19 protein-coding genes are annotated in these 22,763 nt (G+C 65.5%); 15 read left to right on the top strand and 4 right to left on the bottom strand.

Translation table 11 applies throughout. From position 1 onward, the window contains the following. Window positions 1-79: 79 nt before the first annotated feature. Entirely contained in the window at window positions 80-1,435 is a 1,356-nt protein-coding gene (locus tag LV28_RS40875; protein ID WP_023596965.1) for an MFS transporter, read from the top strand. 89 nt (window positions 1,436-1,524) lie between these two features. Here the strand turns inward: LV28_RS40875 and LV28_RS40870 are convergent, their stop codons facing one another. The 3 genes from LV28_RS40870 to LV28_RS40860 all read right to left on the bottom strand — a co-directional run bounded on the left by LV28_RS40870 (window position 1,525) and on the right by LV28_RS40860 (window position 5,169). Continuing rightward, window positions 1,525-2,535: an AraC family transcriptional regulator gene (locus LV28_RS40870; protein WP_023596964.1), complete on the bottom strand. Its 1,011-nt coding sequence runs from the start codon at window positions 2,533-2,535 to the stop codon at window positions 1,525-1,527. A gap of 137 nt (window positions 2,536-2,672) precedes the next feature. Next, a complete protein-coding gene (locus LV28_RS40865) occupies window positions 2,673-3,440 on the bottom strand; it encodes an SDR family NAD(P)-dependent oxidoreductase (protein WP_038620475.1) in 768 nt (255 codons plus the stop codon). A 67-nt stretch (window positions 3,441-3,507) separates the two neighbouring features. Next, window positions 3,508-5,169, bottom strand: a complete 1,662-nt coding sequence (locus LV28_RS40860) for an AMP-binding protein (protein ID WP_255315212.1) — start codon at window positions 5,167-5,169, stop codon at window positions 3,508-3,510. Between the two features lie 447 nt (window positions 5,170-5,616). Here LV28_RS40860 and LV28_RS40855 point away from each other — a divergent pair, with 447 nt between their 5' ends. The 3 genes from LV28_RS40855 (at window position 5,617) to LV28_RS40845 (ending at window position 8,650) form a co-directional block, all read left to right on the top strand. Further along, complete coding sequence (locus tag LV28_RS40855; RefSeq protein WP_023596961.1) at window positions 5,617-6,750, top strand: acyl-CoA dehydrogenase; 1,134 nt, start codon at window positions 5,617-5,619, stop codon at window positions 6,748-6,750. A 105-nt stretch (window positions 6,751-6,855) separates the two neighbouring features. Next, a complete protein-coding gene (locus LV28_RS40850) occupies window positions 6,856-8,028 on the top strand; it encodes an enoyl-CoA hydratase/isomerase family protein (protein ID WP_038620478.1) in 1,173 nt (390 codons plus the stop codon). Window positions 8,029-8,092: 64 nt separating this feature from the next. Then, on the top strand, window positions 8,093-8,650 hold the full coding sequence (locus LV28_RS40845; protein ID WP_023596959.1) for a YggT family protein: 558 nt from the start codon (window positions 8,093-8,095) through the stop codon (window positions 8,648-8,650). Here the strand turns inward: LV28_RS40845 and LV28_RS40840 are convergent. After that, on the bottom strand, window positions 8,624-9,034 hold the full coding sequence (locus tag LV28_RS40840; protein ID WP_038620482.1) for a hypothetical protein: 411 nt from the start codon (window positions 9,032-9,034) through the stop codon (window positions 8,624-8,626). The genes LV28_RS40845 and LV28_RS40840 overlap by 27 nt on opposite strands. Window positions 9,035-9,458: 424 nt before the next feature. On the opposite strand from LV28_RS40840, the gene LV28_RS40835 reads away from it, so the two are divergent. The 11 genes from LV28_RS40835 to LV28_RS40785 all read left to right on the top strand — a co-directional run bounded on the left by LV28_RS40835 (window position 9,459) and on the right by LV28_RS40785 (window position 22,691). Beyond that, the gene (locus LV28_RS40835; RefSeq protein WP_023596957.1) at window positions 9,459-10,598 is read left to right on the top strand and encodes a MurR/RpiR family transcriptional regulator; all 1,140 of its coding nucleotides are present in this window, start codon (window positions 9,459-9,461) and stop codon (window positions 10,596-10,598) included. Continuing rightward, window positions 10,595-11,551 carry an isoaspartyl peptidase/L-asparaginase family protein gene (locus tag LV28_RS40830; RefSeq protein ID WP_025249460.1) on the top strand — a complete coding sequence of 319 codons (957 nt, stop codon included), beginning with the start codon at window positions 10,595-10,597 and terminating at the stop codon, window positions 11,549-11,551. The genes LV28_RS40835 and LV28_RS40830 overlap by 4 nt, the downstream gene beginning before the upstream one ends. Window positions 11,552-11,668: 117 nt before the next feature. Beyond that, on the top strand, window positions 11,669-13,555 hold the full coding sequence (locus LV28_RS40825) for a dipeptide ABC transporter ATP-binding protein (RefSeq protein ID WP_023596955.1): 1,887 nt from the start codon (window positions 11,669-11,671) through the stop codon (window positions 13,553-13,555). A gap of 197 nt (window positions 13,556-13,752) precedes the next feature. Beyond that, window positions 13,753-15,312, top strand: coding sequence for a glutathione ABC transporter substrate-binding protein GsiB (gene gsiB, locus LV28_RS40820; protein WP_023873572.1), 1,560 nt, complete (start codon window positions 13,753-13,755; stop codon window positions 15,310-15,312). Between the two features lie 95 nt (window positions 15,313-15,407). Beyond that, the gene (gsiC, locus tag LV28_RS40815) at window positions 15,408-16,328 is read left to right on the top strand and encodes a glutathione ABC transporter permease GsiC (RefSeq protein WP_023596953.1); all 921 of its coding nucleotides are present in this window, start codon (window positions 15,408-15,410) and stop codon (window positions 16,326-16,328) included. Between the two features lie 10 nt (window positions 16,329-16,338). Further along, window positions 16,339-17,247 (top strand): glutathione ABC transporter permease GsiD, encoded by a 909-nt coding sequence (gene gsiD, locus LV28_RS40810; RefSeq protein ID WP_023596952.1) that lies wholly within the window; start codon window positions 16,339-16,341, stop codon window positions 17,245-17,247. A gap of 20 nt (window positions 17,248-17,267) precedes the next feature. Further along, complete coding sequence (locus LV28_RS40805) at window positions 17,268-18,416, top strand: DmpA family aminopeptidase (protein ID WP_023596951.1); 1,149 nt, start codon at window positions 17,268-17,270, stop codon at window positions 18,414-18,416. Between the two features lie 24 nt (window positions 18,417-18,440). Beyond that, complete coding sequence (locus LV28_RS40800) at window positions 18,441-19,259, top strand: M55 family metallopeptidase (RefSeq protein WP_023873573.1); 819 nt, start codon at window positions 18,441-18,443, stop codon at window positions 19,257-19,259. A gap of 255 nt (window positions 19,260-19,514) precedes the next feature. Continuing rightward, entirely contained in the window at window positions 19,515-20,396 is an 882-nt protein-coding gene (locus LV28_RS40795; protein WP_023596949.1) for a DUF4118 domain-containing protein, read from the top strand. Window positions 20,397-20,398: 2 nt separating this feature from the next. Then, window positions 20,399-21,268 (top strand): alpha/beta hydrolase, encoded by an 870-nt coding sequence (locus LV28_RS40790; protein WP_023596948.1) that lies wholly within the window; start codon window positions 20,399-20,401, stop codon window positions 21,266-21,268. A gap of 235 nt (window positions 21,269-21,503) precedes the next feature. Continuing rightward, window positions 21,504-22,691 (top strand): ABC transporter ATP-binding protein, encoded by a 1,188-nt coding sequence (locus tag LV28_RS40785; protein ID WP_023596947.1) that lies wholly within the window; start codon window positions 21,504-21,506, stop codon window positions 22,689-22,691. The last annotated feature ends 72 nt before the right edge of the window (window positions 22,692-22,763 follow it).

Below are 22,763 nucleotides of genomic sequence, written 5' to 3'. Positions count from 1 at the left end.
CCTCCTGCGTGGGCGAGCGCAGGTTTTCCCGCGGCGGGGCATCGACCCCCACGCATTGCCCGATTCAACGAGACTCATCATGTCAGTTTCTCCGACCCCGTCATCCTCGCAGCGCCCGTCGCGCGTGCGCTACTGGATGCTCTTTCTGGTCTTCGTCGGCACGGTCATCAACTATGTCGACCGGGCCAATCTTTCCGTGGCCGCACCCATGCTCAAACAGGAGTTCGGTCTCGGCCCCGTGGAGCTCGGCTTCATTTTTTCGGCGTACGCGTGGACCTATGTGATCGCCAACATTCCCGGCGGCTGGGTCATCGATCGGTTCGGCACGCGCGCCATTTACGGGATCGCCATCCTGAGCTGGTCGGTGTTGACGTTCCTGCAGGGATTCACGTCACGCTTCGTCACGCTGTTCGGCATGCGCCTTGGCGTGGGCGTAGCCGAAGCGCCGACGTTCCCGGTGAACAACCGCGTGGTGTCGATCTGGTTTGCGCAACGCGAGCGAGGCGTGGCGACGAGCATTTACCTTGTCGGCCAGTACATCGGCATGGCGGCGCTCACCCCGCTGTTGTTCTGGATCGCGCATACGTGGGGCTGGCGTGAGATCTTCTACGCCACCGGATTGATGGGCATCGTCTGGGCCGGTGTCTGGTTCGCGGGCTACCGGGATCCGGACAAGTGCGCCTGGGTGAATGCCGCCGAACTCGCGCATATCCGCAGCGGCGGCGCGCTCGTCGAATCACGCTCCGAAGCTCGCGCGGCGCCGCAGAAATTCCCGTGGCGCAAGCTGCTGGTGTTGTTCCGCAACCGCCAGATCATTGCGATCTGCGTGGGCAAATTCGCGTCGCTGTCGTCGCTGTATTTCTTCCTGACCTGGTTCCCGACCTACCTGATCACGGAACGTCACATGACGGTGCTCAAGGCCGGCGGCATGACCTCGGTGCCGTTCGTCGCCGCGTCGATCGGCGTGGTCTGCGGCGGCCTGCTCTCGGACTGGTTGCTACGGCGCGGCGTTGCCGTGGGGACCGCGCGCAAGACGCCGATCGTCACCGGCTTGCTGCTGGTGCCAACGATGTCGCTCACCGTCCTCACGGACGCCAACTGGCTCGTCATCGCCATCATGTCGTTCGCGTTCTTCGCGCAAGGCGTGGCTTCGGCATCGTGGTCGCTCGTTGCCGACATCGCGCCGAAGGGCATGGTCGGAATCACGGGCGGGGCCGTGAACTTCGCGGGTAATCTCTCGGGCATCGTCACGCCGATCGCCATTGGGTTCATCGTCAAGGCCACCGGATCGTTCGGTTGGGCCCTGGGCCTCATCAGCCTGTTCGCGATTGCGGGCGTGCTTTGCTATTTGCTTCTGCTCGGCGAAGTCAAGCGCATCGAACTCGATGACGACGCGCAGGACAACCCGGCGCAAGCCAAGGCACGTACCGCCTGAAGTCAGGTTCGCCCAACGGCTGAAGTCCGATCCGGCCGAATCGGGCGCGAGCGGTATCCGTCGGCGCGGACCGGGTCGGTCGCGCCGCGTCAGGCCTCTACGGCCTGCCGCCGGTAATCGCCCGGACGGGCCCCCGTCCACTTCCGAAAGGCGCGAAAAAACGCGCTCGGATCGGCGAAACCCAACGACAGGGCGATCTCCATCATCGGCTTGGACGTGTGACACAGCGCATGGATCGCGAGATCGCGTCGCAATTGGTCCTTGATCGACTGATACGACTGGCCTTCCTCTTCCAGCCGACGTCGCAACGTCGAGGCCGTGGTGTGGAATTCGCCAGCCAACGCGTCGAATGCCGGCCAGCTGTCTGTCGGCATCGCCTTCAGGCGTCGGCGCACGCGAGCCACCATTCCCTTCGTGTTTTTGTACTTGAGGATGATGTTGCCCGGCGCGGCGCGCAGAAAGTCCTTCACGGAGACCTCGTTCTGCACCACCGGCAACGCGAGGCACGTCGCGTCGAATTCGATGGCCGTGTGCGGCGCGTTGAAGACCAGCCGCGGCGAGTACATCGTTCGGTATTCGTCGCTGTAGACCGTCTCGGGATAGGCGAAATAGGCGGTGCTCAACGGCACACGGCGGGCGATCAGCCAGCAAGTCAGGGCGTAGAACAGAATCAGCAGGGTTTCATGACCGAAGATCCTCGGCGCCTGCATATCCGGTCGCTCATGCACTTCGAGCCGCGCCAGATCGCCGTCCTGCACGAGTTGCATTTCGAGGTCGTCGAGCAGCAGACCCATGAAGCGGCACGCACGCTGCAACGCCTGCTCCAGCGTATGACAGGCGACAACGCTGTAACACAGCATCGCGAAACTGCCGACCTTCATGCGCCGCGAATCCTGCCCGAAGAATTCGTCGTCGAGTGCGAGGCTGATCAGTCGCCACAAATGCGCATAGCGGTCAGCCGACACGCGGCCCTGCGGATGGTTGAGCAACGACGGGGCGATGTCGGCGGCTCGCAGCAATGCCGCCGAATCGCCGCCGAGTCGCTCGACGTGCGCCAATGCGTTGATAACGAAGTGTATCGAGATGCTGCCTTTTTCCATGCGTCGCGAAACGGAACGTCGTAGCAGGGGGACGCAAGGATTCTAGCAGTCCGGCCTCCATCGACGAATCCGGCACCATCCGAATCACGGATCGGTGCTGTCCGATTTCGCTTTCGGCGCGGGTTGCGCCGGGTGCTTCATTTCGGCGCCATGCGCAGAGCGCCGTCAAGGCGGATCACTTCTCCGTTGAGCATGGTGTTCTCGACGATATGGCGCACCAGTGCCGCATACTCCGACGGACGGCCCAACCGGGGAGGGAAGGGCACCGAGGCGCCCAGCGCTGCCTGCACTTCCGGCGTCATGCCGGCCATCATGGGCGTCTCGAAAATCCCCGGTGCGATCGTCACCACGCGCACGCCCACGCGCGCAAGCTCGCGCGCCGCGGGAAGCGTGAGCGCAGCCACGCCGCCCTTCGACGCCGCATACGCCGCCTGACCGATCTGCCCGTCGAACGCCGCCACCGACGCTGTGTTGACCACCACCCCGCGCTCGCCTTCGGTATCCGCCTCGCCTTCCGCCATGGCGGCGGCGGCGATGCGCAGTACGTTGAATGTGCCGATCAGATTGACGTTGACGATGCGCGCGAAGCTGTCGAGCCGGTGCGGACCCTGCTTGCCCAGGATGCGCTCGCCGGTCACGAGGCCCGCGCAGTTCACCACGCCGTTCAGTTGCCCGAAGGCTGACGTCGCCGTGTCGACGAGACGCTGCACGTCGTCTTCCCGGGTAATGTCGGTCGCAACGAAGCGGGCGGCTTTGCCCAACGCGTCGGCCTGCTTCGCGCCCGCCTCGGCGTTGATGTCACCGAGCACCACCCTGGCGCCTGCGTCGACGAACATGCGGGCGGTGGCCGCACCCAGACCTGACGATGCGCCGGTGACAAGAAAAACACGATCCTTGATTTGCATGAGTTGCGAGTCCTGAAAGTGATAAAACGCGACGAGGTGCGACGCCCACGATGTGCCGCGTCAATGCTCAGTGAGCGCCGGCCGACGCCTGCGCGGCCTTGGCAATTTCCTGATTGCGCAGGATGAATCGCTGGAGTTTGCCGCTCGGCGTTTTGGGCAACTCGGCGACGAATTCGACTTCACGCGGATAGGCGTGCGTGGACAGGCGGTGTCGGACGTGCTCCTGCAGCTCGCGCGCGAGGGTGTCCGTTGGCGCGAATTGCGGGTGCAGTACCACGAAGGCCTTGACCAGCTCGGTGCGCTCGGGGTCCGGTTTGCCGACCACGGCAGTCTCGACCACCGCGGGGTGCTCGATCAGGGCGCTCTCGACATCGAACGGGCCGATGCGATAGCCCGCCGACGTGATCACGTCGTCGTTGCGCCCGACGAAGCTGATGCTGCCGTCTTCATTGCGCTCGACGGTGTCGCCGGAGAGATAGTAGTCACCAACGAATGCCGGTGTTTCCCGCTCCCAGTAGCCACCGAACCACATGAGCGGCGACTGCTTTCGGTCGAGCGCGAGCACGCCGGGCTGGCCAATCGGGCATTCGCGGCCCTCGTCGTCGAGCACGACCACGCGATGGCCAGGCGAGGCGAAGCCGGCGGCGCCTGCCTGCACGGGATGCGACAGCGCATGATGGTTGCACACGACCATGCCCAGTTCGGTCTGTCCATAGTGGTCGTGAATCGTGACGCCGAGGTGCTGCGCGAACCAGCGAATGACCTCGGGGTTGAGCGGCTCGCCGGCGCTCGACACCGCGCGCAACTGCCCCTTGAGCGGGGCGGCGGCGGTGTCACCGCCGGCGATCAGCAGACGATACGCGGTCGGCGAACCGGCAAGGTTGGTGACGCCCAGCTTCTGAATGATCCGGTAGGTGCTCTCGACCGTGAACGGCCCGTCGTAGAAGGTGGTGGGGATGCCCAGCGCCAGCGGCCCCGTCACGGCGTAGTAGAGCCCGTAGGCCCACCCCGGATCGGCAATGTTCCAGAACGTGTCGGTCGGTCGCAGGTCGACGGCGTCGCGCATGTAGCCGGCGAATGCGATGATGGCGCGCAGCGGCACCATGACCGGTTTGGCCGCGCCCGTGGTGCCCGAAGTGAACATCATCAGGAAAGGGTCGTCGCCGCGGCGCATGACGGGTTCGAAGTCGGCGCCGTGCCGCTCGATCTCGTGCCAGAAGCTGAAGTCGCCGCGTCGCACGCCCTGGCCGCGGGGGCCGCCGACCGTTGCCACCGGCGGGCAGTTGGCCACTTCTTCGAGCTTGGCGCGGTTGGCGCCGTCAGTGACGACGAGCTTGCTTTGCGCGCTGCTCAGCCGATGTTCGATGGCCTTGGGGCCGAATGCCGTGAACAACGGCTGATACACCGCCCCCGCGCGCCAGGTGCCGAGAATCGTCACGAGCAGCTCCGGCGTGCGCGGGAGCAGGCCGCTCACGCGGTCGCCCGGCTGCACGCCCTGTTCGCGCAGGAAGTTGGCGAAGCGTGCGGAGAGCGTTTGCAATTGCCGGAACGTCCAGGTCTGGCTCGTGCCGTCCCTGCCTTCCCAGAAAAGGGCGATGCGCCCGGGCAGCGCGTGGCGGTCGCAGCACTCGACGCAGGCGTTCATCGCCTCGAGATTGCCGTGCAGCACGGCGCGCACCGTGGCATCGAGGTCGAACGTCCGGTACGTGTCGGCATAATCCGAAATCATGGGTTGTCTCCTGTAGTCGGAAGCCGGTCGTCGGGGGATTCGCCATCCGATCGGGCGAATACCGGCCGCCGACCGCCCCTTGCGCCGTCTGGGTGGGGGCGCGACGCTATCGGGGCTGGGTGGGGCAAAGTCGAAATTCATCGTAATGCGTGGCGTCAGGCGCAGGCAATGTCCAAACGGGTCAGAGTTGGTGATGGATTTATCCACTCCGAAACCCGCGCGGGGACCGGGCGACGGGCGTTACGGGGACTGGCCCCGATCATTGCGTCAGATGCGGTAAGGGTTTTACCGAGGGGGAGATCGGTCGATTCCGATGGCAATTCCGCTCATGCAATTTGCCGTTTTTGGCTATGGTGCCAATACGGTGCGATCCCTACACTGGATCCATCGACATCGCAAAGGCGCCGGCGGTCCATTCGGACAACGCCATGGCGCGGGAGACAGAACATGGATTTCTATACCGAAGACCAACGCATGATTCGCGACATGGCGCGCACGTTCTCCAGCGAACAGCTGGCGCCGAACGCCGCGCAATGGGATCGGGACTGTGCACTGCCCGACGCCATGGTCGCGCAGATGGGCGAGCTAGGCCTGCTTGGCATGATGGTGCCGGAGCAGTACGGCGGTTCTTACACCGATTACACGGCCTACGCACTGGCAATGGAAGAAATCGCGGTCGGCTGTGCGTCGACCGCGACGATGATGTCCGTCCACAATTCCGTGGGGTGCGCGCCGATCCTGAAGTTCGGCACGGACGCGCAGCGCCGGCGCTGGCTGCCCGATCTCGCCGCCGGCCGGAAGATCGGCGCGTTCTGCCTGACGGAGCCCCAGGCCGGATCCGAGGCGAACAACTTGCGCACGCGCGCCGAGCGCCACGGCGACAAATGGGTGCTCAACGGCAGCAAGCAGTTCGTGACGAACGGCAAGCGGGCCGGCGTGGCGATCGTGTTTGCCGTGACGGACCCCGCGGCGGGCAAGCGCGGCATCTCGGCGTTCATCGTGCCGACCGACACCCCGGGCTTCGAGGTGGGGCGTCCCGAACACAAACTCGGTATCCGGGCCTCAGACACGTGTCCGATCACCCTGGTCGATTGCGAAGTGGGCGACGACGCGATGCTGGGCGAGCCGGGACAGGGGCTGAAGATCGCGCTGTCGAACCTGGAAGGCGGCCGCATCGGCATTGCGGCACAGGCGCTTGGCATTGCGCGTGCGGCATTCGAGGCGGCGCTGCAATATGCGAACGAGCGTCAGCAGTTCGGCAAGCCGATCCGCGAACACCAGAGCATCGCCAACATGCTGGCCGACATGACCACGCGCATCAATGCGGCGCGATTCCTGATTCTTCACGCGGCGGCGCTGCGAACGCAGGGCATGCCGTGCCTGTCGGAGGCGTCGCAGGCAAAACTCTACGCTTCCGAGTTGGCCGAGTGGGTGTGCTCGCATGCGATCCAGATCCACGGTGGGTACGGATATCTCGAGGACTACCCGGTGGAGCGTCATTACCGCGACGCCCGCATTACCCAGATTTACGAAGGCACCAGCGAGATTCAACGCCAGGTGATCGCCCGCGCGCTGGGCTGAGTCACGCATCGATACCCGTGGTGGCGCGAGACGAACGATTTCGCGAGATGACTCCCGTTGGCGCGGGCAGGGTGTGCCGCGGGACATGATCCGGAAGGAGGGCGAGTGAATTTGCGTGACGGCGCCATTGAGGCGCAAGACGAAGTGTTGTTCGACGTGATCAATGGGTTTGGCGTCATTACGCTGAACCGGCCGCGCGCCTTGAATGCGATCACCCACGGCATGGTGCGCAGCATGTGGACGCAGCTCAATGCGTGGGCCGCCGACCCGGCGGTGCGTGCGGTGCTGATCGAAGGTGCGGGGGAGAAGGCATTCTGTGCCGGTGGAGATGTCCGCGCGCTTTACGACAGCCGCATTCAGCATCGCGACGCGCATCAGGCGTTTTTCGTCGACGAGTATCGTCTGGACTATCTGATCCACCGATATCCGAAGCCGTATATCGCGCTGCTCGACGGCATTGTGATGGGCGGCGGCATGGGGGTTGCCCAGGGGGCCGCGCTGCGCATCGTGACCGACCGCACGCGCCTGGCAATGCCTGAGACGGGGATCGGATTGTTCCCCGATGTGGGGGCGAGCTGGTTCCTCGGACATCTTGCGCCCACGCTTGCGCGCTATTTGGGACTCTCGGGCGCGACCGTTACCGCCGCCGACGCGTTGTACTGCGGGCTGGCCGATGTCTGGCTGCAGGGCGATGCGCCGGAGCGACTGCGCGAGTTGATCCGCCGTTTCGACTGGTCTGCGCCGCCTGCGGGCGACAGGGATGGCGACCTGGCGGGCAATATGACGGCCGGCCCGTTTGGCACCGACGATCCGCTCGCGCAACTGCGCGCGGCCATCCTGCCTCTGGGCCTGACGTGGGCCGACGCCGCACCGCTCGCGCAAGTACGCGCCACGCTCGATCGACATTTCAGTGCATTGGATGTCCACGGTATCGTGGCGTCGCTCGCCGAGGATGTGCAGACGCCATGGGCAGCCGACACGCTGGCCATGCTCATACAACGCTCGCCGCTTAGCCTTTGCGTGACCGACCGGCAGTTGCAGAAGGGGCGTCGTCTCGATCTGGCCGACGCGTTTCGCATGGAGCTGGGGCTCGGCCATCATGCGTTCGCCACCGGCGACTTCGTCGAGGGCGTGCGCGCACTGCTGATCGACAAGGACAAGCAGCCGCGCTGGCGCTATGCCACGCTGGACGATGTTCCGGTGTCCGCCGTCGACGCCTTCTTTGTCTCACCCTGGACGGACGAGGCGCACCCGCTCAAAGCGTTAGGACACGATTGAACTCGGGCGAACGCGTGCGACAATGCCGGTTTTGCGGAAGACCGCACTATCCGTTGGAGTCCAGATGCTCGTCGAAATCGCCCGTCTGTTGCTAGACCTTGTTTTCTCGCTGTTCGGCGCCTTGCTGCTGCTGCGTGTGTGGATGCAGGCCACCCGTCTGCCGCCGCGTAATCCGCTCTCGCAAGGGGTGTTCCAGTTCACGAACTGGATCGTGTTGCCGTTGCGCCGCGTTCTGCCGGGCGTGGGCGGGATCGACTGGGCGTGCGTGGTTGGCGCCTGGCTTTGCGCCGTCGTCTATCTGGTGCTGATCACCGCGGTCGTGGGGGTGTCACCCGTATCGGTGTTTCCCCGCGGTCTTCTGGTGGCACTGGTGCTGGTGGCCAAGTGGGGCGCCAACCTCGTGATGTGGCTCACACTGCTGATGGCCGTGCTGTCGTGGGTCAATCCGCGCGCGACCGCGATGCCGATTCTGCAGCACCTGCTCGATCCGCTGCTGCGCCCGATCCGTCGCGTCATTCCGATGGTGGGTGGATTCGACTTGTCGCCGTTGGGGCTGTTCCTGCTGATGCAGATCCTGCTGATCGTGCTGGCGCGCCTAAGCCTGTTTTTCGCGACGCTCTGACGCGTCGGCGGGCAGCGCCGCTGCCCGCGTCAATTCACGGACGGTTCCGGTCGGAGGCGGCGCGTCGAACGATGCGCTCGCCGATTCGGTGGCCGGCATCGTTGCAAGCCGTCCGTTCCCATGTTTTTCGGCATCTCCCAAATTGCGCGCCATGCGCGACGCGTCGCCGCGTTCGCCGACGGGGCGCTCGAGGCCCAGACGACGCAATACGCGATGACCGTCTTCGGTCACGATCACTTTCGCTTGTCCCGCATCGACGTCGACATGCACCAGACGCGCCTGTTCGAGCGCGGCAAGTTCCGGCGGCTCGAGCGCGTCGGCATCGATGCGTCCAAGGGATGCGGCTGCCAGCAACAGCGTGGCAATTTCATGCGGGCTCAGCATGGTCCTACTCCTTGAGGCGAATTCTCGTCAGCGTACCGGGCCGAAACCGGCCCTTGGCTACGCGATATTTACCGCACGTTACGACTCGCCTCCGACCAAGCCTCCCCAGGCGGTCCTGCGACTGTCCGGTGAATTTGCTGCCTGACGTTTCGCGGCGGACGCATGGCCGTCGCGAGGTAGTGCGTGGACTGCAATTGTCCTGATGTCGGATCGCAAAGCGTCCGGCAAGTTCGTGCATTCGGGTTTCCCCTAGTATGACCGCATTTTACGTATGGTGGGGACGTGTCCCCCTTGTTTTGACAGGGTTTGGAAGGTTTTCGGCCGCGCGGCATCGTGTCATCGCATCATTTGAACTATTTTTTTTCTTTTGACGGGGTGCCAATGAAAATATACTTTCCTTCACTCTGATCGATTACCTGCCTTCATGATGGACGCCGACTCGTTGCCCGCCGATCTGCCGCTCACCGAGCGCATCGTGCGTGCCATGCCCGATCTGACGCCCGCGCAACAGCGCATGGCGGCGTTCGTGCTCGACAATACGTTTCGTGCGGCGACCATGCGAATCGACGAATTTGCCGATGCTGTCGGCGTGTCGTTGGCCACGGTCAATCGATTCTCGCGCGCCCTGGGGTTTGACGGCTATCCGCAATGTCGCGCCGCGATGGTGCGGGGGTTCGAAGCCACGCTCGCGCCGATCGAGAGTCTGCGCACGAGCAAGGCGCAGGCAAGCGCGAGTGCCGACGTCATGGCGGCAGCGCTGGCGCAGGCCATCGAGAATCTGGACTGGACGCGCCGCAACCTCGACGCCGCGACGTGCGAGCGTGCCGTCGACGCCATACTCCACGCACGCCGCATCTATGTGCTAGGCCTGGGCGCGAGCGGCTATCTTGCCGGCCTGTTGCACCACGGACTCGATCCGTATTGCGAAAACGTGCAGGCCGTCGTGGGTGTGGGCGGATCGACGCATGCGGCACGGCAACTCTTCAAACTGCGCGAAGGCGACCTGGTGATCGCGCTCGGATTCCCGCGATATGTCTCGGACACCATCACGCTTTGCCGGCGTCTGCGCGGGCGCGGCGTGCCCGTCATGGTGTTGACCGACAGCCCGACGTCGCCGCTCGCGCCGCTGGGCGACATCGTGATTTTCGTGCGCAGCAAGCCGCGATTGTCGAGCAACTCCGAGGCGAGTGTGCTGGCCATGATCGACGCGTTGTGCGACGCCGTCGCTCAGCGCGCCCAACACGCGGTCGATCGCGCGACCGAGATGACGGATTTCCTGTTGCCGTGGCTCGACTCGGCGTCGCTTGCACCGGCGGCGCCTGGCCGAGGTCTGGCAAACGCGCCGGCCAATGCCCCGGCGGCCACCGCCGCCTCGGTGATGGGACGCGTCGTCGTCGCCCAGGGCGTGCCGGCCGCGAATGCGAGCGGCGCTGCGCGGGCGAGTGCCGGAACGTCCGCGCAGACGACCCAGACAGCCACTGCAACGAGCGTCGCCCCGCAAGGCGCACCGAACACGCCCCGCCCCGTGCCGGGCAATCAGGACAGAAAGGACAAAGCATCATGAGTCACGCGCAACGTGCGGTCATCGCCATCCATGGCGGTGCCGGCACCATCAGCCGGGATACCCCGCCCGAGGAACTCAACGCCTACCACGATGCGCTCGCCGAAGTGCTACGTGCGGGTCAGGCGGTGCTGGCCGCAGGCGGCTCGGCCCTCGACGCAGTCACCGAAGCCGTGCGTCATCTGGAGGATTGCCCCCGGTTCAACGCAGGTCGCGGTGCGGTCTTCACGCACGAAGGCACGCACGAGCTCGACGCGGCGATCATGGAGGGTGCCACGCTCGAAGCGGGCGCCATCGCGGGCGTGCATCGTGTGCGCAATCCGATTCTTGCGGCGCGCGCGGTGCTCGAACACAGCCCGCACGTGCTGCTCATCGGCGACGCGGCCCAGGCTTTCGCGGCCGCCCACGGCGCGGAGCTCGTCGATCCGTCGTACTTTTACACCGAAGCGCGCTACGCTCAGTGGCAGCGCGCGCTGGCGGACAGCGCTGTCGCCCTCGATCACGACTTTCCGCTCAAGCGCGAGCCGATCGATCCGGATACCAAGTTCGGTACCGTCGGTGCCGTGGCGTGCGATGTCCACGGGCACGTGGCTGCCGCCACATCCACGGGCGGCATGACCAACAAGGCGGTCGGCCGCGTGGGCGACTCGCCGCTGATCGGCGCCGGTTGCTACGCCAACGACGCCACCGCCGCCGTGTCGGCGACGGGCACGGGCGAGGCGTTCATTCGCGCCGTGGCGTGCTACGACGTGGGGGCGTTGATGGCCTATGCCGGATTGTCGCTCGCGGACGCGGCCGAGCGCGTGATCCACGAGCGTTTGCCGCGCGTGCAGGGCCGCGGCGGCTTGATCGCCGTGGACGCACAAGGCAACGTGGCGCTGCCGTTCAACACAGAAGGCATGTATCGCGGTGTGGCGCGCGTGGGCGAAACGCCCGTCACGGCCATCCATGCATAAAGCACGTGTAAGTCACCTCCAGGACACGTGCAAGGCACCCGCGAGCGGACACCGGCCGCTGGCATCGGCAACACCCAGAGCATCAGATTCAGCAAGCGAAGATTAGCGAGGACAGGCGTGGCAGAGCGCAAGACAACCCCAACGATTTCGTTGCCCGACGAGCGCGTGCTCGACGTGAGTGGCATTTCCGTGCAGTTCGCGACGTCCGAGCGCGTGGTCACGGCCGTGCGCGACCTGTCCTTCCATGTCGACCGTGGCGAGACGCTCGCCATCGTGGGCGAATCGGGCTCGGGCAAGTCGGTGACGTCGCTCGCCGCGATGCGTCTGGTGGAGAACGGCGGTGGCCGAATCACGCAGGGTTCGATGATCATGCGCCGGCGCAACGGCAAGCTCGTCGACCTCACGCGCGCCAGCGGACACACCATGCGCAGCATTCGCGGCGCGGACATGGCAATGATCTTTCAGGAGCCGATGACCTCCCTCAACCCGGTGTTCCCGGTGGGGGAGCAGATCGCCGAGTCGATCCGGCTGCACCAGGGCAAGGACGCCGCCGCCGCGCGCGCCGAAGCGCTGCGGATGCTGGAACTCGTACGCATTCCCGAGGCCCGTCGCGTGCTCGGCCGCTTCCCGCATCAACTCTCGGGCGGCATGCGCCAGCGCGTCATGATCGCAATGGCGCTGTCCTGCAAGCCCGGGCTGCTGATCGCCGACGAACCGACCACCGCGCTCGACGTGACCATTCAGGCGCAGATCCTGCAACTGATTCGTGCATTGCAGGACGAGATGCACATGGGCGTCGTGTTCATCACGCACGACATGGGCGTGGTGGCCGAAGTGGCCGATCGCGTGCTGGTCATGCATCGGGGCGACAAGGTGGAGGAGGGGCCCTCGGCCGAGATCTTCGCCGCGCCGCGCGAGCGCTACACGCAGGCGCTGCTCTCGGCCGTGCCGCGTTTGGGCTCGATGCAGGGCACCGACCTGCCGGCACGTTTTCCGCTGTTGCGCTATGACGCCCCGGCGGACGCCAAGCCCGCTGCCGAAACGCCGCAGCAGACCGTGCGCATCGACGCCGGCCCGATCCTGCGCGTCAAGGACCTCGTGGCCCGGTTCGACGTGCCGTCGGGCTTCTTCGGCCGCGTCACGCAACGCGTGCATGCTGTCGAGCGGGTGAGTTTCGACTTGTACCCGGGTGAGACGCTCGGCCTGGTGGGCGAGTCAGGCTGTGGCAAGTCGACCACGGGTCGTGCGCTGCTGCGGCTCGTCGCCAGCCAGGGCGGTTCCATCGAATTCGGCGGCAAGCCGATTCACGATCTCGCCGGGCGCGCGCTGCAAACGTTGCGTCGCGATATCCAGTTCATTTTCCAGGACCCGTTCGCGTCGCTCGATCCGCGCCTGACCGTTGGCTTCTCGATCATGGAGCCGCTGCTGGTGCATGGGGTCGCGAGCGGCGCGCAAGCCGAAAGGCGGGTGGCCGAGCTGCTCGAGCGCGTGGGATTGCCGGCCGAGTATGCTCAACGCTATCCGCATGAGTTCTCGGGCGGACAGCGTCAGCGCATCGCCATTGCGCGGGCACTCGCGCTCAAGCCCAAGGTCGTGATTGCCGACGAATCCGTTTCCGCGCTCGATGTCTCGGTGCAGGCCCAGATCATCAACCTGATGCTCGACTTGCAAAAGGAGTTCGGCATCGCGTTCCTGTTCATCTCGCACGACATGGCGGTGGTGGAGCGTATCAGTCACCGTGTGGCGGTGATGTACCTCGGTCAGATCGTCGAGATCGGGCCGCGCCGCGCCATTTTCGAGAATCCGCAACACCCGTACACGAAGAAGCTGATGTCCGCTGTGCCGATTGCCGATCCGGCCCGCCGTCACGCCAAGCGCGAGTTGCTCACGGAAGAGATTCCGAGCCCGATTCGGGCCATCGGCGACGAGCCGCAGGTGCAACCGCTCGTGGAAGTCGGCGCCGGGCACTACGTCGCACGTCATCGCGTGGCAGGCGCGTATTGAACAGTTTCGACGCATCGGGGCGGCGTCCGGTGAGCCGTACCCGATGTGAGTTTTGTCCGGAACGTCGATCGATGAAACGTTCCGGCGGATCAGGCAGTCCCCAGTTGCAGTGCAAGTCGTAGCCATTAGGCCCGCCAAGGTGCGCAGTCCCGAGACTCGCTCGCGGCGAACCCGTCAGACCAGAAGGAGAAAGACAGATGTCGAAAAACGCTTTGTTGGGCGCTCGCTGGAAAACCGCGCTCGCTTCCGTCGCCGTGGCGTCCGCCGTATTCGGTGCGGCCCCGGCGTTCGCCGCCAAGGATGTCGTGATGGCCGTGCAGTCCACGTTCACGACGATGGACCCGTACGACGCGAACGATACCCTGTCGCAGGCCGTTGCCAAGTCGTTCTACGAGGGCATGTTCGGTTTCGACAAGGACATGAAGCTCATCAACGTGCTGGCCGACAGCTACACGGTGTCGCCCGACGGCCTCGTCTACACGATCAAGCTCAAGTCGGGTGTGAAGTTCCAGGACGGCACGAATTTCGACGCCGCCGCCGTCAAGGCGAACTTCGACCGTGTGACGAACCCCGATAACAAGCTCAAGCGTTACAACCTGTACAAGGAAATCGCCAAGACGGAAGTGGTGGATCCGCATACGGTGAAGTTCACGCTCAAGGAGCCGTTCTCGCCGTTCATCAACACGCTGGCCCACCCGTCGGCCGTGATCATCTCGCCCGAGGCGCTCAAGAAATACGGCAAGGACATCGCCTCGCACCCGGTCGGCACGGGCCCGTTCGAGTTCGTCGAGTGGAACCGCACCGACTACGTGAAGGTGAAGAAGTTCGACGGCTACTGGAAGAAGGGTTATCCGAAGGTGGACACGATCACCTTCAAGCCGGTGGTCGACAACAACACCCGTGCGGCCGTGATGCAGACCGGCGAAGCGGGTTTCGCCTTCCCGGTGCCGTATGAGCAGGCCGCGGGCCTGAAGTCGAGCGGCAAGGTCGACGTGATCGCCGGCCCGTCCATCATCCAGCGCTACATCAGCCTGAACACGAAACAGAAGCCGTTCGATGACGTGCGCGTGCGTCAGGCCATCAACTACGCCATCAACAAGGAAGCCCTGGTGAAGGTGGCCTTCGCCGGCTATGCCACCCCGGCCGACGGTGTGGTGCCCAACGGCGTGGACTACGCGGCCAAGACCGGTCCGTGGCCGTACAACCCGGCCAAGGCCAAGGAACTGCTCAAGGAAGCGGGTTACCCGAACGGTTTCGAGACCACGCTGTGGTCGGCCTATACGTACACCACTGCGCAGAAGGTGATCCAGTTCGTTCAGCAGCAACTGGCGCAGGTCGGCATCAAGGCGCAGGTACGCGCGCTGGAAGCCGGTCAGCGTGTCGATCTGGTCGAGTCCGCTCCGGACCCCGAGAAGGCGCCGGTGCGCATGTACTACGTGGGCTGGTCGTCGTCGACCGGCGAAGCCGACTGGGCGCTGCGTCCGCTGCTGTCCTCCGAGTCGTTCCCGCCGAAGCTGTTCAACACGGCGTACTACAAGAACGACACCGTGGACGCCGACTTCAACAAGGCACTGCAAACGACCGACCGTGCAGAGAAGACCAAGCTCTACACCGACGCGCAGCAGAAGATCTGGAACGACGCGCCCTGGGCGTTCCTCGTGACGGAAAAGCTGCTTTACGCGCGTAACAAGAACCTGTCGGGCGTGTACACCATGCCTGACGGTTCGTTCAACTTCACCGACATCTCGATGAAGTAAGCGCATCGCGCTGAAGTGAAGTTCCCGCGCCGCCCGGACTGGGCGGCGCGGCCAACCGCAAGACTTAGTTTGGCAAGACGTTCGGCAAGACTGCGATGCTCAATTACTTTCTCAAACGCCTGCTCGGCCTGATCCCCACGCTGCTGATCGTGGCAGTGCTGGTGTTCGGCTTCGTGCACATGCTGCCGGGCGACCCGGCGCGTCTGGCCGCCGGGCCTCAGGCGGACGAGGCCACCGTGGCGCTGGTGCGCCAGGATCTGGGTCTCGACAAGCCGCTGCTCACCCAGTTCACGCATTTCATCACGCACGCCGCGCGCGGCGACTTCGGGCTGTCGATGCGCAGCAAGCAACCGGTCTCCGAAGAGATCGGCAGCCGTTTCATGCCGACCCTGTGGCTTACGCTGGTGAGCATGATCTGGTCGGTGATCATCGGCATGGGTCTCGGCGTGGCCTCGGCCGTCTGGCGCAACCGTTGGCCCGACCGGCTGGGCATGACGTTCGCCGTCTCGGGCATCTCGTTCCCGGCGTTCGCGCTGGGCATGCTGCTCATGCAGGTGTTCTCGGTACAGCTCGGCTGGCTGCCCACGATGGGCGCCGATTCGTGGAAGAGCTACATCCTGCCGTCGATCACGCTGGGCGCCGCGGTGGCCGCCGTGATGGCACGTTTCACCCGCTCGGCTTTCGTCGAGGTGCTGCACGAGGACTTCGTGCGCACCGCTCGTGCGAAGGGCCTGAACGAGATGCGCGTGGTGTTCAAGCACGCACTGCGCAACGCGATGATTCCCGTCGTCACGATGATGGGATTGCAGTTCGGCTTTCTGCTCGGCGGCTCGATCGTCGTCGAAGTGGTGTTCAACTGGCCCGGTCTGGGGCGCCTGCTGATCGACTCGGTCGAGATGCGCGACTACCCGGTGATCCAGGCGCTGGTACTGCTGTTCTCGCTCGAGTTCATCCTGATCAACCTCGTGGTCGACGTGCTGTACGCCGTCATCAACCCGACCATTCGCTACAAGTGAGGCACGCATCATGAACGCGGGTCAAACCACTACCGCCGCCAATGGCGCGGCCGTCGCCAGCCAAGGTCGCGTGCGCACGCCGTGGCGCGAATTCTGGCGCAAATTCAAGAAGCAGCACATTGCCATGGTGGCCGGGGCGTTCGTGCTGCTGCTGGTCATCATCGCGATTCTCGCACCGCACCTCGTGCCGTTCGATCCCGAGAACTTCTTCGACTACGACGCGCTCAACGCAGGGCCGTCGGCCACGCACTGGTTCGGGGTCGACTCGCTCGGTCGAGACATTTTCAGCCGGGTGCTGGCAGGCACGCGCATTTCGCTGGCCGCCGGCTTCGGCTCGGTCGCGCTCGGCGCCGTGATCGGCACGGTGCTCGGACTGCTCGCCGGATACTACGAGGGCTGGTGGGACCGCATCGTCATGCGCATCTCCGACGTGCTCTTCGCCTTCCCGGGTATCTTGCTGGCCATCGGCGTGGTGGCCGTGCTGGGCAACGGCATGATCAATGTGATCGTGGCGGTGGCGATTTTCTCGATTCCGGCGTTCGCTCGCCTGGTGCGCGGCAACACGCTCGTGCTCAAGCATCTGACGTACATCGAGGCGGCTCGCTCCATCGGGGCTTCCGACTGGACGATCATCATGCGTCACATCCTGCCGGGCACGGTGTCGTCGATCGTGGTTTACTTCTCCATGCGTATCGGCACGTCGATCATTACGGCGGCAAGCCTGTCGTTCCTGGGACTCGGCGCGCAACCTCCCACGCCGGAGTGGGGCGCCATGCTCAACGAGGCCCGCGCCGACATGGTCAACGCGCCGCACATCGCGATCTTCCCGAGCCTCGCCATCTTCCTGACGGTGCTCGCCTTCAACCTGCTGGGTGACGGACTGCGCGACGCGCTCGATCCGAAGCTCGACAGACACTGACGATTTCGCCGGAGCGCGACATGACGCAGCCGTCCGACATTCGCGAGGCCTTGTTCGGTGCCCCCTATGTGGGGCTTCTGCCCCCGGGGCCGCGCCACGCGATCTCGGACGTACCGGGCGTTTTTGTGGGGCACGCCACGCTGGCCGACGGCCCGCTACAGACCGGTGTGACCGTCGTGTGCCCAACGCCCGCCGCTTCCGCCGCTTCCGCCGCTTCCGCCGGCGCTGCGGCCGCCCTGCCGGCAGGCTCGGTTCCCGACGCCCGATGGGACCCGTTCCGCGCCAAGATCCCGGCCGCCACGGCCGTGATCAACGGCTTCGGCAAGAGCGTCGGTCTGATGCAGATCGACGAGCTCGGCGTGATCGAGGCGCCGGTAGCGCTCACCAACACCTTTTCCGTCAGTCATGTGGTGCTCGGCCAGTTGCGCGAGGCCATCTCCGCCAATCCGGAAATCGGGCGCGGTGGTCCGTCGCTCAATCCGACCGTGCTCGAGTGCAACGACGGTTACCTCAATGACATGCAGGCGCTTGCCGTGACCGAGGCGCACTATGCGCAGGCGCGCGCGAGCGCGCAAGCCGACTTCGCGCAGGGCGCGGTCGGTGCGGGGCGCGGCATGTCCAGCTTCGGGCTCAAGGGCGGCATCGGGTCCGCATCGCGTGTCGTCGAGACGGCCGGGGCGACCTTCACCGTCGGTGTACTCGTGCTGTCGAATTTCGGGCGCCCATCGCAGTTGACGATCGCCGGCCGCCACGTCGGGCCGGTGCTCGACGAGCGGCTCGCACAACCGGCGCAGCATGCGGCGCCAGAGCGGGGGTCGATCATCATGCTGGTGGCGACCGACGCGCCGCTCGACGCGCGCCAGTTGCGCCGTGTGGCCACGCGCACCGGCGCCGGGCTGGCGCGTACCGGGTCGGTCTACGGACACGGCAGCGGCGACGTGGCGCTGGCGTTTACCACCGGCTACACCGTGCCGCACGATGCCATGGGGCGTGTCGCCCCGGCCGCGCTCGTGCCCGACCCCCTTCTCGATCCGATTTTTCAGGCCACGGCCGACGCCACCGAACAGGCGATTCTGCACGCGCTCTTCGCGGCGGAATCGGTGCTCGGGCGTGACGGGCACGTGCGGCGCGCGCTTGCCGACGTGCTGCCCGACTGGGCGACGCTGTGAGCCTTTCCCGACATGGCTGACATCATGCGAATCCTGATCTCCACCGATATCGAAGGCGTCGCCGGCGTATTCCACGCCGAGCAGACCCGCGCTGGCAACGGCGAGTACGAACGTGCGCGCCGCTGGATGACGCGCGAAGCGAACGCGGCCGTCGAAGGGGCCTTCGCTGGCGGGGCCACCGAAGTGATGGTGAACGACTCGCACGGCGGCTTTCGCAACCTGCTGCCCGACGAACTCGATCCGCGCGCCCGCCTCGTGCTGGGCAAGCCGCGTTATCTCGGCATGGCCGCCGGGGTCGAGGCCGGATGTGACGCCATGTTCATGATCGGTTATCACGGCAAGTCGCAAAGTGCGGGAATTCTGGCGCACACGATCAACAGCTTCGCCTTCGCACGTGTCTGGCTGGGCGGCGTCGAAGCCAGCGAGGCCGCGCTCTACGGCGCGCTCGCGGGCGAGCGCGGGGTGCCGGTGGTCATGGCCAGCGGCGACGATGTTTTCTGCGAAGAAACGCAACTGATCTTCCCGCACGCGCGCTTCGTGCAGACGAAAGCTGCCTGGGGGCAGGGCAGCGGCATGACGCTCAGCCCCAGCCAGTCCTGCGACCTGATCCGCGACGCGGCCAGCGAAGCGCTCGCCGATCCGCGCAAATGGCATGCGTTCAAGGTGGAGACGCCGGTGGAAGTGCGTTTGCAGGCGCAGACCACGGCACTGGCCGATCTCTTTTGCCAATGGCCGACGCTGGAGCGGATCGACGGCGTGACGCTGCAGTTCGCCGCCCCGAGCGTCGAAGCGGCCGTGCGCATGCTCAATTGCCTCTCGGCCATGTCGTTCATGCTGCGCTGAACGATGCGGCGGCTGGGGGAGTCCGCGCGGTCGGGCCTTCGTGATTTCCCTGACAACCGCGTCGGCGCCACGCGCGAACCCGCGCCGATGCTGGGCCGCCTCCGGCTTGTTGTTAAGGCGCCACTGAATTAGGGTTCCCCGCGTCGGAACGTCAAGGGGCGGCGTGCGATAATCCGTAATATTTTGTAACAGCAGCACCGTATGATCGGTGCCAAGAGCGGATCATCGAGCGCCGGGACGTGCCGGCGAGGAATCATGGATATCAAAAACGCCCGACGCTGGGCGGAACCCGGCGCGAAACGATACGTCGGCGCATTAATGGTGGTACTGGCAGCGTTCCTTGTTCGCAGCCTTTTGCATCCGGTGCTCGACCACGCGATGCCAGGCATATTTTTCGCCTGTGCGGTCATCATCGTCGAATTTCTCTGGGGACTCGGGCCGGCGGTCATGGCGATGATCGTCAGCATTCCCATCTTCGATTTCTTCTTCGTGCCACCGTTTCGCGACGTGACCCAACTGGACCGTCGCGACGCGATGATCGTCGCGGGCTTCCTGATGGTCACGCCGCTCGCGGTTGTCCTGATCGAGCGTTTGCGCCGCGCCCAGTATCGCGCGGAGTTGTTCGCGGAGGTGGCCCAGACGCGCTATGAAATGCTGCTGCGCGCCGAGAACGAGCGCATGGTGCTGTCCGATTCCGTGCAGTTGGGCAATGCGCTCATGACGTATCTGACCCGGCACCTCGACACGATCTTCTATCTGGCCAATCCGGCCACGCATTACGAATTCCTTGACGAGCACTTCCGCCGCGCGACAGGCGTTGCCGCGGACGTCGCCAGGCGCGACGGCTTGCGCGCCTTGCTCCACCCGGACGATGCGGTGCGACTGGCAGGGCTTTTTTCGGCGGACGGCGAGCGCCCGCAACACGGTGCGCACAATCTGCGCATCCGCACGCGCGAAGGCGGCTACGAGACGTTCCATTGCGAATTGCAGTATTTTCGCGCCCACGTCGGCACGTACGTGATTCTGCGTCTGCACGCGGGGCCAGCCGTGCGTCCCGTCACGCCGCTGCATGCGCTTGCGCCGGCGGCCAATGCGCGCGATGTCCATGAGACGCCGGTCGTCTCCGGCGGGGTTTGACGATGTTCCAGGAAGATATCTTCTACAAGGGCGGTGAGCACGCCGTACTGCTGTTGCCGGGGCTCTCCAGCACGCCGCTCGAGATGCGTCCGGTGGCCAAGGCGTTGCAGCGTGATGGCTATACCGTATCGGTGCCGCATATTGCCGGTTACGGACTCGGCTCGCCGTGCACGGACTGGCGCGCCTGGATCGAAGCCGCCCGCGCGAAGTTTCGCGCGCTGCGTGAGACGCACGAGACGGTATCGATCTGCGGTCTGAGCATGGGGGCCACGCTGAGCCTGGCGGTCGCGCAGGCGGAGCCGGACGTGACGGCGCTGTCGCTGCTGGCCGTCACGCTGGTGTATGACGGCTGGACCATCCCCTGGTATTACCCGCTCATCGATCTGGTGTTTCACACGCCGCTGCGCCATCGCTATCGCTATCAGGAAAAGGCGCCGTACGGGCTGAAGAACGAGGCCCTGCGCGCGCGCGTCGCGAAGTCGATGTCGTTGCACGACGCCTCCGAGATCGGATCGGCCTCGTTGCCCCTCGCGCATCTCTACAACGCGCGGCGGCTTGCCGCGCACGTTCGTGCGCGCCTCGAACGCGTGACGGCGGACTGTCTGATCGTGCACGCGGTCGACGACGATACGGCCAGCCCGCACAATGCGCGCATCGTGTACGACGGCGTGTCGTCCGAAGTGAAGCAGAAGTGCCTGCTCGGCGAGAGTTATCACATCCTCACGATGGACAACGAGCGCGAGACCGTGGCGGACGAAACACGTCGGTTCTTCCGCGACGCCATTGCCCGGCACACCGGGACCGCGAGCCCGGAGACCCGCATCATTTCCAAGGCGCTGCTGCGCGCCAAACGCCGTCAGGCCGTGGCCTGACAGCCGCCCGCACGGACCAGCCCATCGCCCGCGGCACATGTCTTCGGACGGCGCCGCTCGACTGCGATCTCCTCGGATTTTCCCAGCCCCCGAGACAGGCAAGGCGTCCGTGCGCCCTACCGGCGGCCTTCATCGGTGCGCGCGCGACGCCAATGTCATCAAACTGCCATCGATCGGCGGTTAATGTCGGGCTTTTCCGATTTCGCCGTCTCCGAACGGCCGCCGCGCGCCTTCCATGTCATCGCTCGTCATCGAATCCGTCAGCAAGCAGTGGGGCAACACACACGCGCTCGACGACGTGAGTTTCACCGCCGACGCCGGCACGCTCGTCGTTCTGCTCGGCCCGTCGGGTTGCGGTAAATCGACGCTGCTGCGCATGATCGCCGGGCTCGAGACACCGAGCGCCGGACGCATCCTGATCGGCGGCAACGACGTGACCGGACTGCCGCCCGCACGCCGCAAGCTCTCGATGGTGTTTCAGTCCTACGCGTTGTTTCCGCATCTGTCGGTGCGCGAGAACCTGCTGTTCGGGTTGCGCGTGCGCGGCGAGCCGGCACGGGACTATCCCCGGCGTCTGGCGCGCGTGGCATCGTTGCTCGGCCTGGAACCCTATCTCGAGCGCAAGCCGTCCCAGCTCTCGGGCGGTCAGCAGCAGCGCGTGGCGCTTGGCCGGGCCGTGATCGCCGAAACGTCGGTCTGCCTCATGGACGAACCGCTCTCGAATCTCGACGCGCAATTGCGCCAGGAAATGCGCCGCGAGATTCGCGCGCTGCAACAGCAGCTTGGCATGACGCTCATCTACGTCACGCACGATCAGACCGAGGCAATGAGCATGGCCGACCGGGTCGTGCTGCTGCGCCATGGCCGCATCGAGCAGAACGACGCACCGCACGCGCTCTACAGCACGCCGGCCACGCGCTTTGCCGCGAGCTTCATCGGTACGCCGCCGATGCACCTGCTCGAGCTCGTGCGTCACGGCGATGCGCTCGTGCCCGCCGGGCAGACCGGCCCGGCGCTGGCGCCGGCCGGCGCGCTCGACGCCGCGTTGCTCGGCCTGCGTCCGGAGGATGTGCGTGCGGTGTCGCCGACGTCGATGGGGGCGGTGCTCGCCACGGTGAGCGCTGTCGAATACCTCGGGGCGGACACGCTTGTCGCCTGCAGGCTGGGCGCGGCGGGAGAGGTCGCCACACGCGTGCCGGGGCATCGTCCATTCGTGCCGGGCGACGCCATCGGGTTGCAGTGGCGTACCGAGGACCAGCATCTGTTCGACGTAGCGACCGGCGCGCGCATGGCCCTCGACGCGCCGCATGAAAAGCTCGCGCCGCCCGGTGCGCGGACGAACGGCGCGCAGGCCACGTTCCCGGCGGCGTTCGCGCTCGCCCCGACGGTCGCGTCGGCGTGTGCGCCGGAACCGCACGCCTGAGCCAGGACCTCGGACCGACGGGCCATCGTGGCCCACATCGATTTCAGTCACACCACCACAACGCTTACATGG

This window comes from Pandoraea pnomenusa, from assembly GCF_000767615.3.
Taxonomy (GTDB): domain Bacteria; phylum Pseudomonadota; class Gammaproteobacteria; order Burkholderiales; family Burkholderiaceae; genus Pandoraea; species Pandoraea pnomenusa.
The sequence above is the reverse complement of the archived record's forward strand: the minus strand, read 5'-3'. Positions and strand labels throughout refer to the sequence as shown.

Bases quoted from the DNA above. Each gene is read 5' to 3' on its own strand.
- LV28_RS40875 (WP_023596965.1), top strand. From the start codon at position 80: ATGTCAGTTTCTCCGACCCCGTCATCCTCGCAGCGCCCGTCGCGCGTG.
- LV28_RS40870 (WP_023596964.1), bottom strand. From the start codon at position 2,535: ATGGAAAAAGGCAGCATCTCGATACACTTCGTTATCAACGCATTGGCG.
- LV28_RS40865 (WP_038620475.1), bottom strand. From the start codon at position 3,440: ATGCAAATCAAGGATCGTGTTTTTCTTGTCACCGGCGCATCGTCAGGT.
- LV28_RS40860 (WP_255315212.1), bottom strand. From the start codon at position 5,169: ATGATTTCGGATTATGCCGACACGTACCGGACGTTCGACCTCGATGCC.
- LV28_RS40855 (WP_023596961.1), top strand. From the start codon at position 5,617: ATGGATTTCTATACCGAAGACCAACGCATGATTCGCGACATGGCGCGC.
- LV28_RS40845 (WP_023596959.1), top strand. From the start codon at position 8,093: ATGCTCGTCGAAATCGCCCGTCTGTTGCTAGACCTTGTTTTCTCGCTG.
- LV28_RS40840 (WP_038620482.1), bottom strand. From the start codon at position 9,034: ATGCTGAGCCCGCATGAAATTGCCACGCTGTTGCTGGCAGCCGCATCC.
- LV28_RS40835 (WP_023596957.1), top strand. From the start codon at position 9,459: ATGATGGACGCCGACTCGTTGCCCGCCGATCTGCCGCTCACCGAGCGC.
- LV28_RS40830 (WP_025249460.1), top strand. From the start codon at position 10,595: ATGAGTCACGCGCAACGTGCGGTCATCGCCATCCATGGCGGTGCCGGC.
- gsiB (WP_023873572.1), top strand. From the start codon at position 13,753: ATGTCGAAAAACGCTTTGTTGGGCGCTCGCTGGAAAACCGCGCTCGCT.
- gsiC (WP_023596953.1), top strand. From the start codon at position 15,408: ATGCTCAATTACTTTCTCAAACGCCTGCTCGGCCTGATCCCCACGCTG.
- gsiD (WP_023596952.1), top strand. From the start codon at position 16,339: ATGAACGCGGGTCAAACCACTACCGCCGCCAATGGCGCGGCCGTCGCC.
- LV28_RS40805 (WP_023596951.1), top strand. From the start codon at position 17,268: ATGACGCAGCCGTCCGACATTCGCGAGGCCTTGTTCGGTGCCCCCTAT.
- LV28_RS40800 (WP_023873573.1), top strand. From the start codon at position 18,441: ATGCGAATCCTGATCTCCACCGATATCGAAGGCGTCGCCGGCGTATTC.
- LV28_RS40795 (WP_023596949.1), top strand. From the start codon at position 19,515: ATGGATATCAAAAACGCCCGACGCTGGGCGGAACCCGGCGCGAAACGA.
- LV28_RS40790 (WP_023596948.1), top strand. From the start codon at position 20,399: ATGTTCCAGGAAGATATCTTCTACAAGGGCGGTGAGCACGCCGTACTG.
- LV28_RS40785 (WP_023596947.1), top strand. From the start codon at position 21,504: ATGTCATCGCTCGTCATCGAATCCGTCAGCAAGCAGTGGGGCAACACA.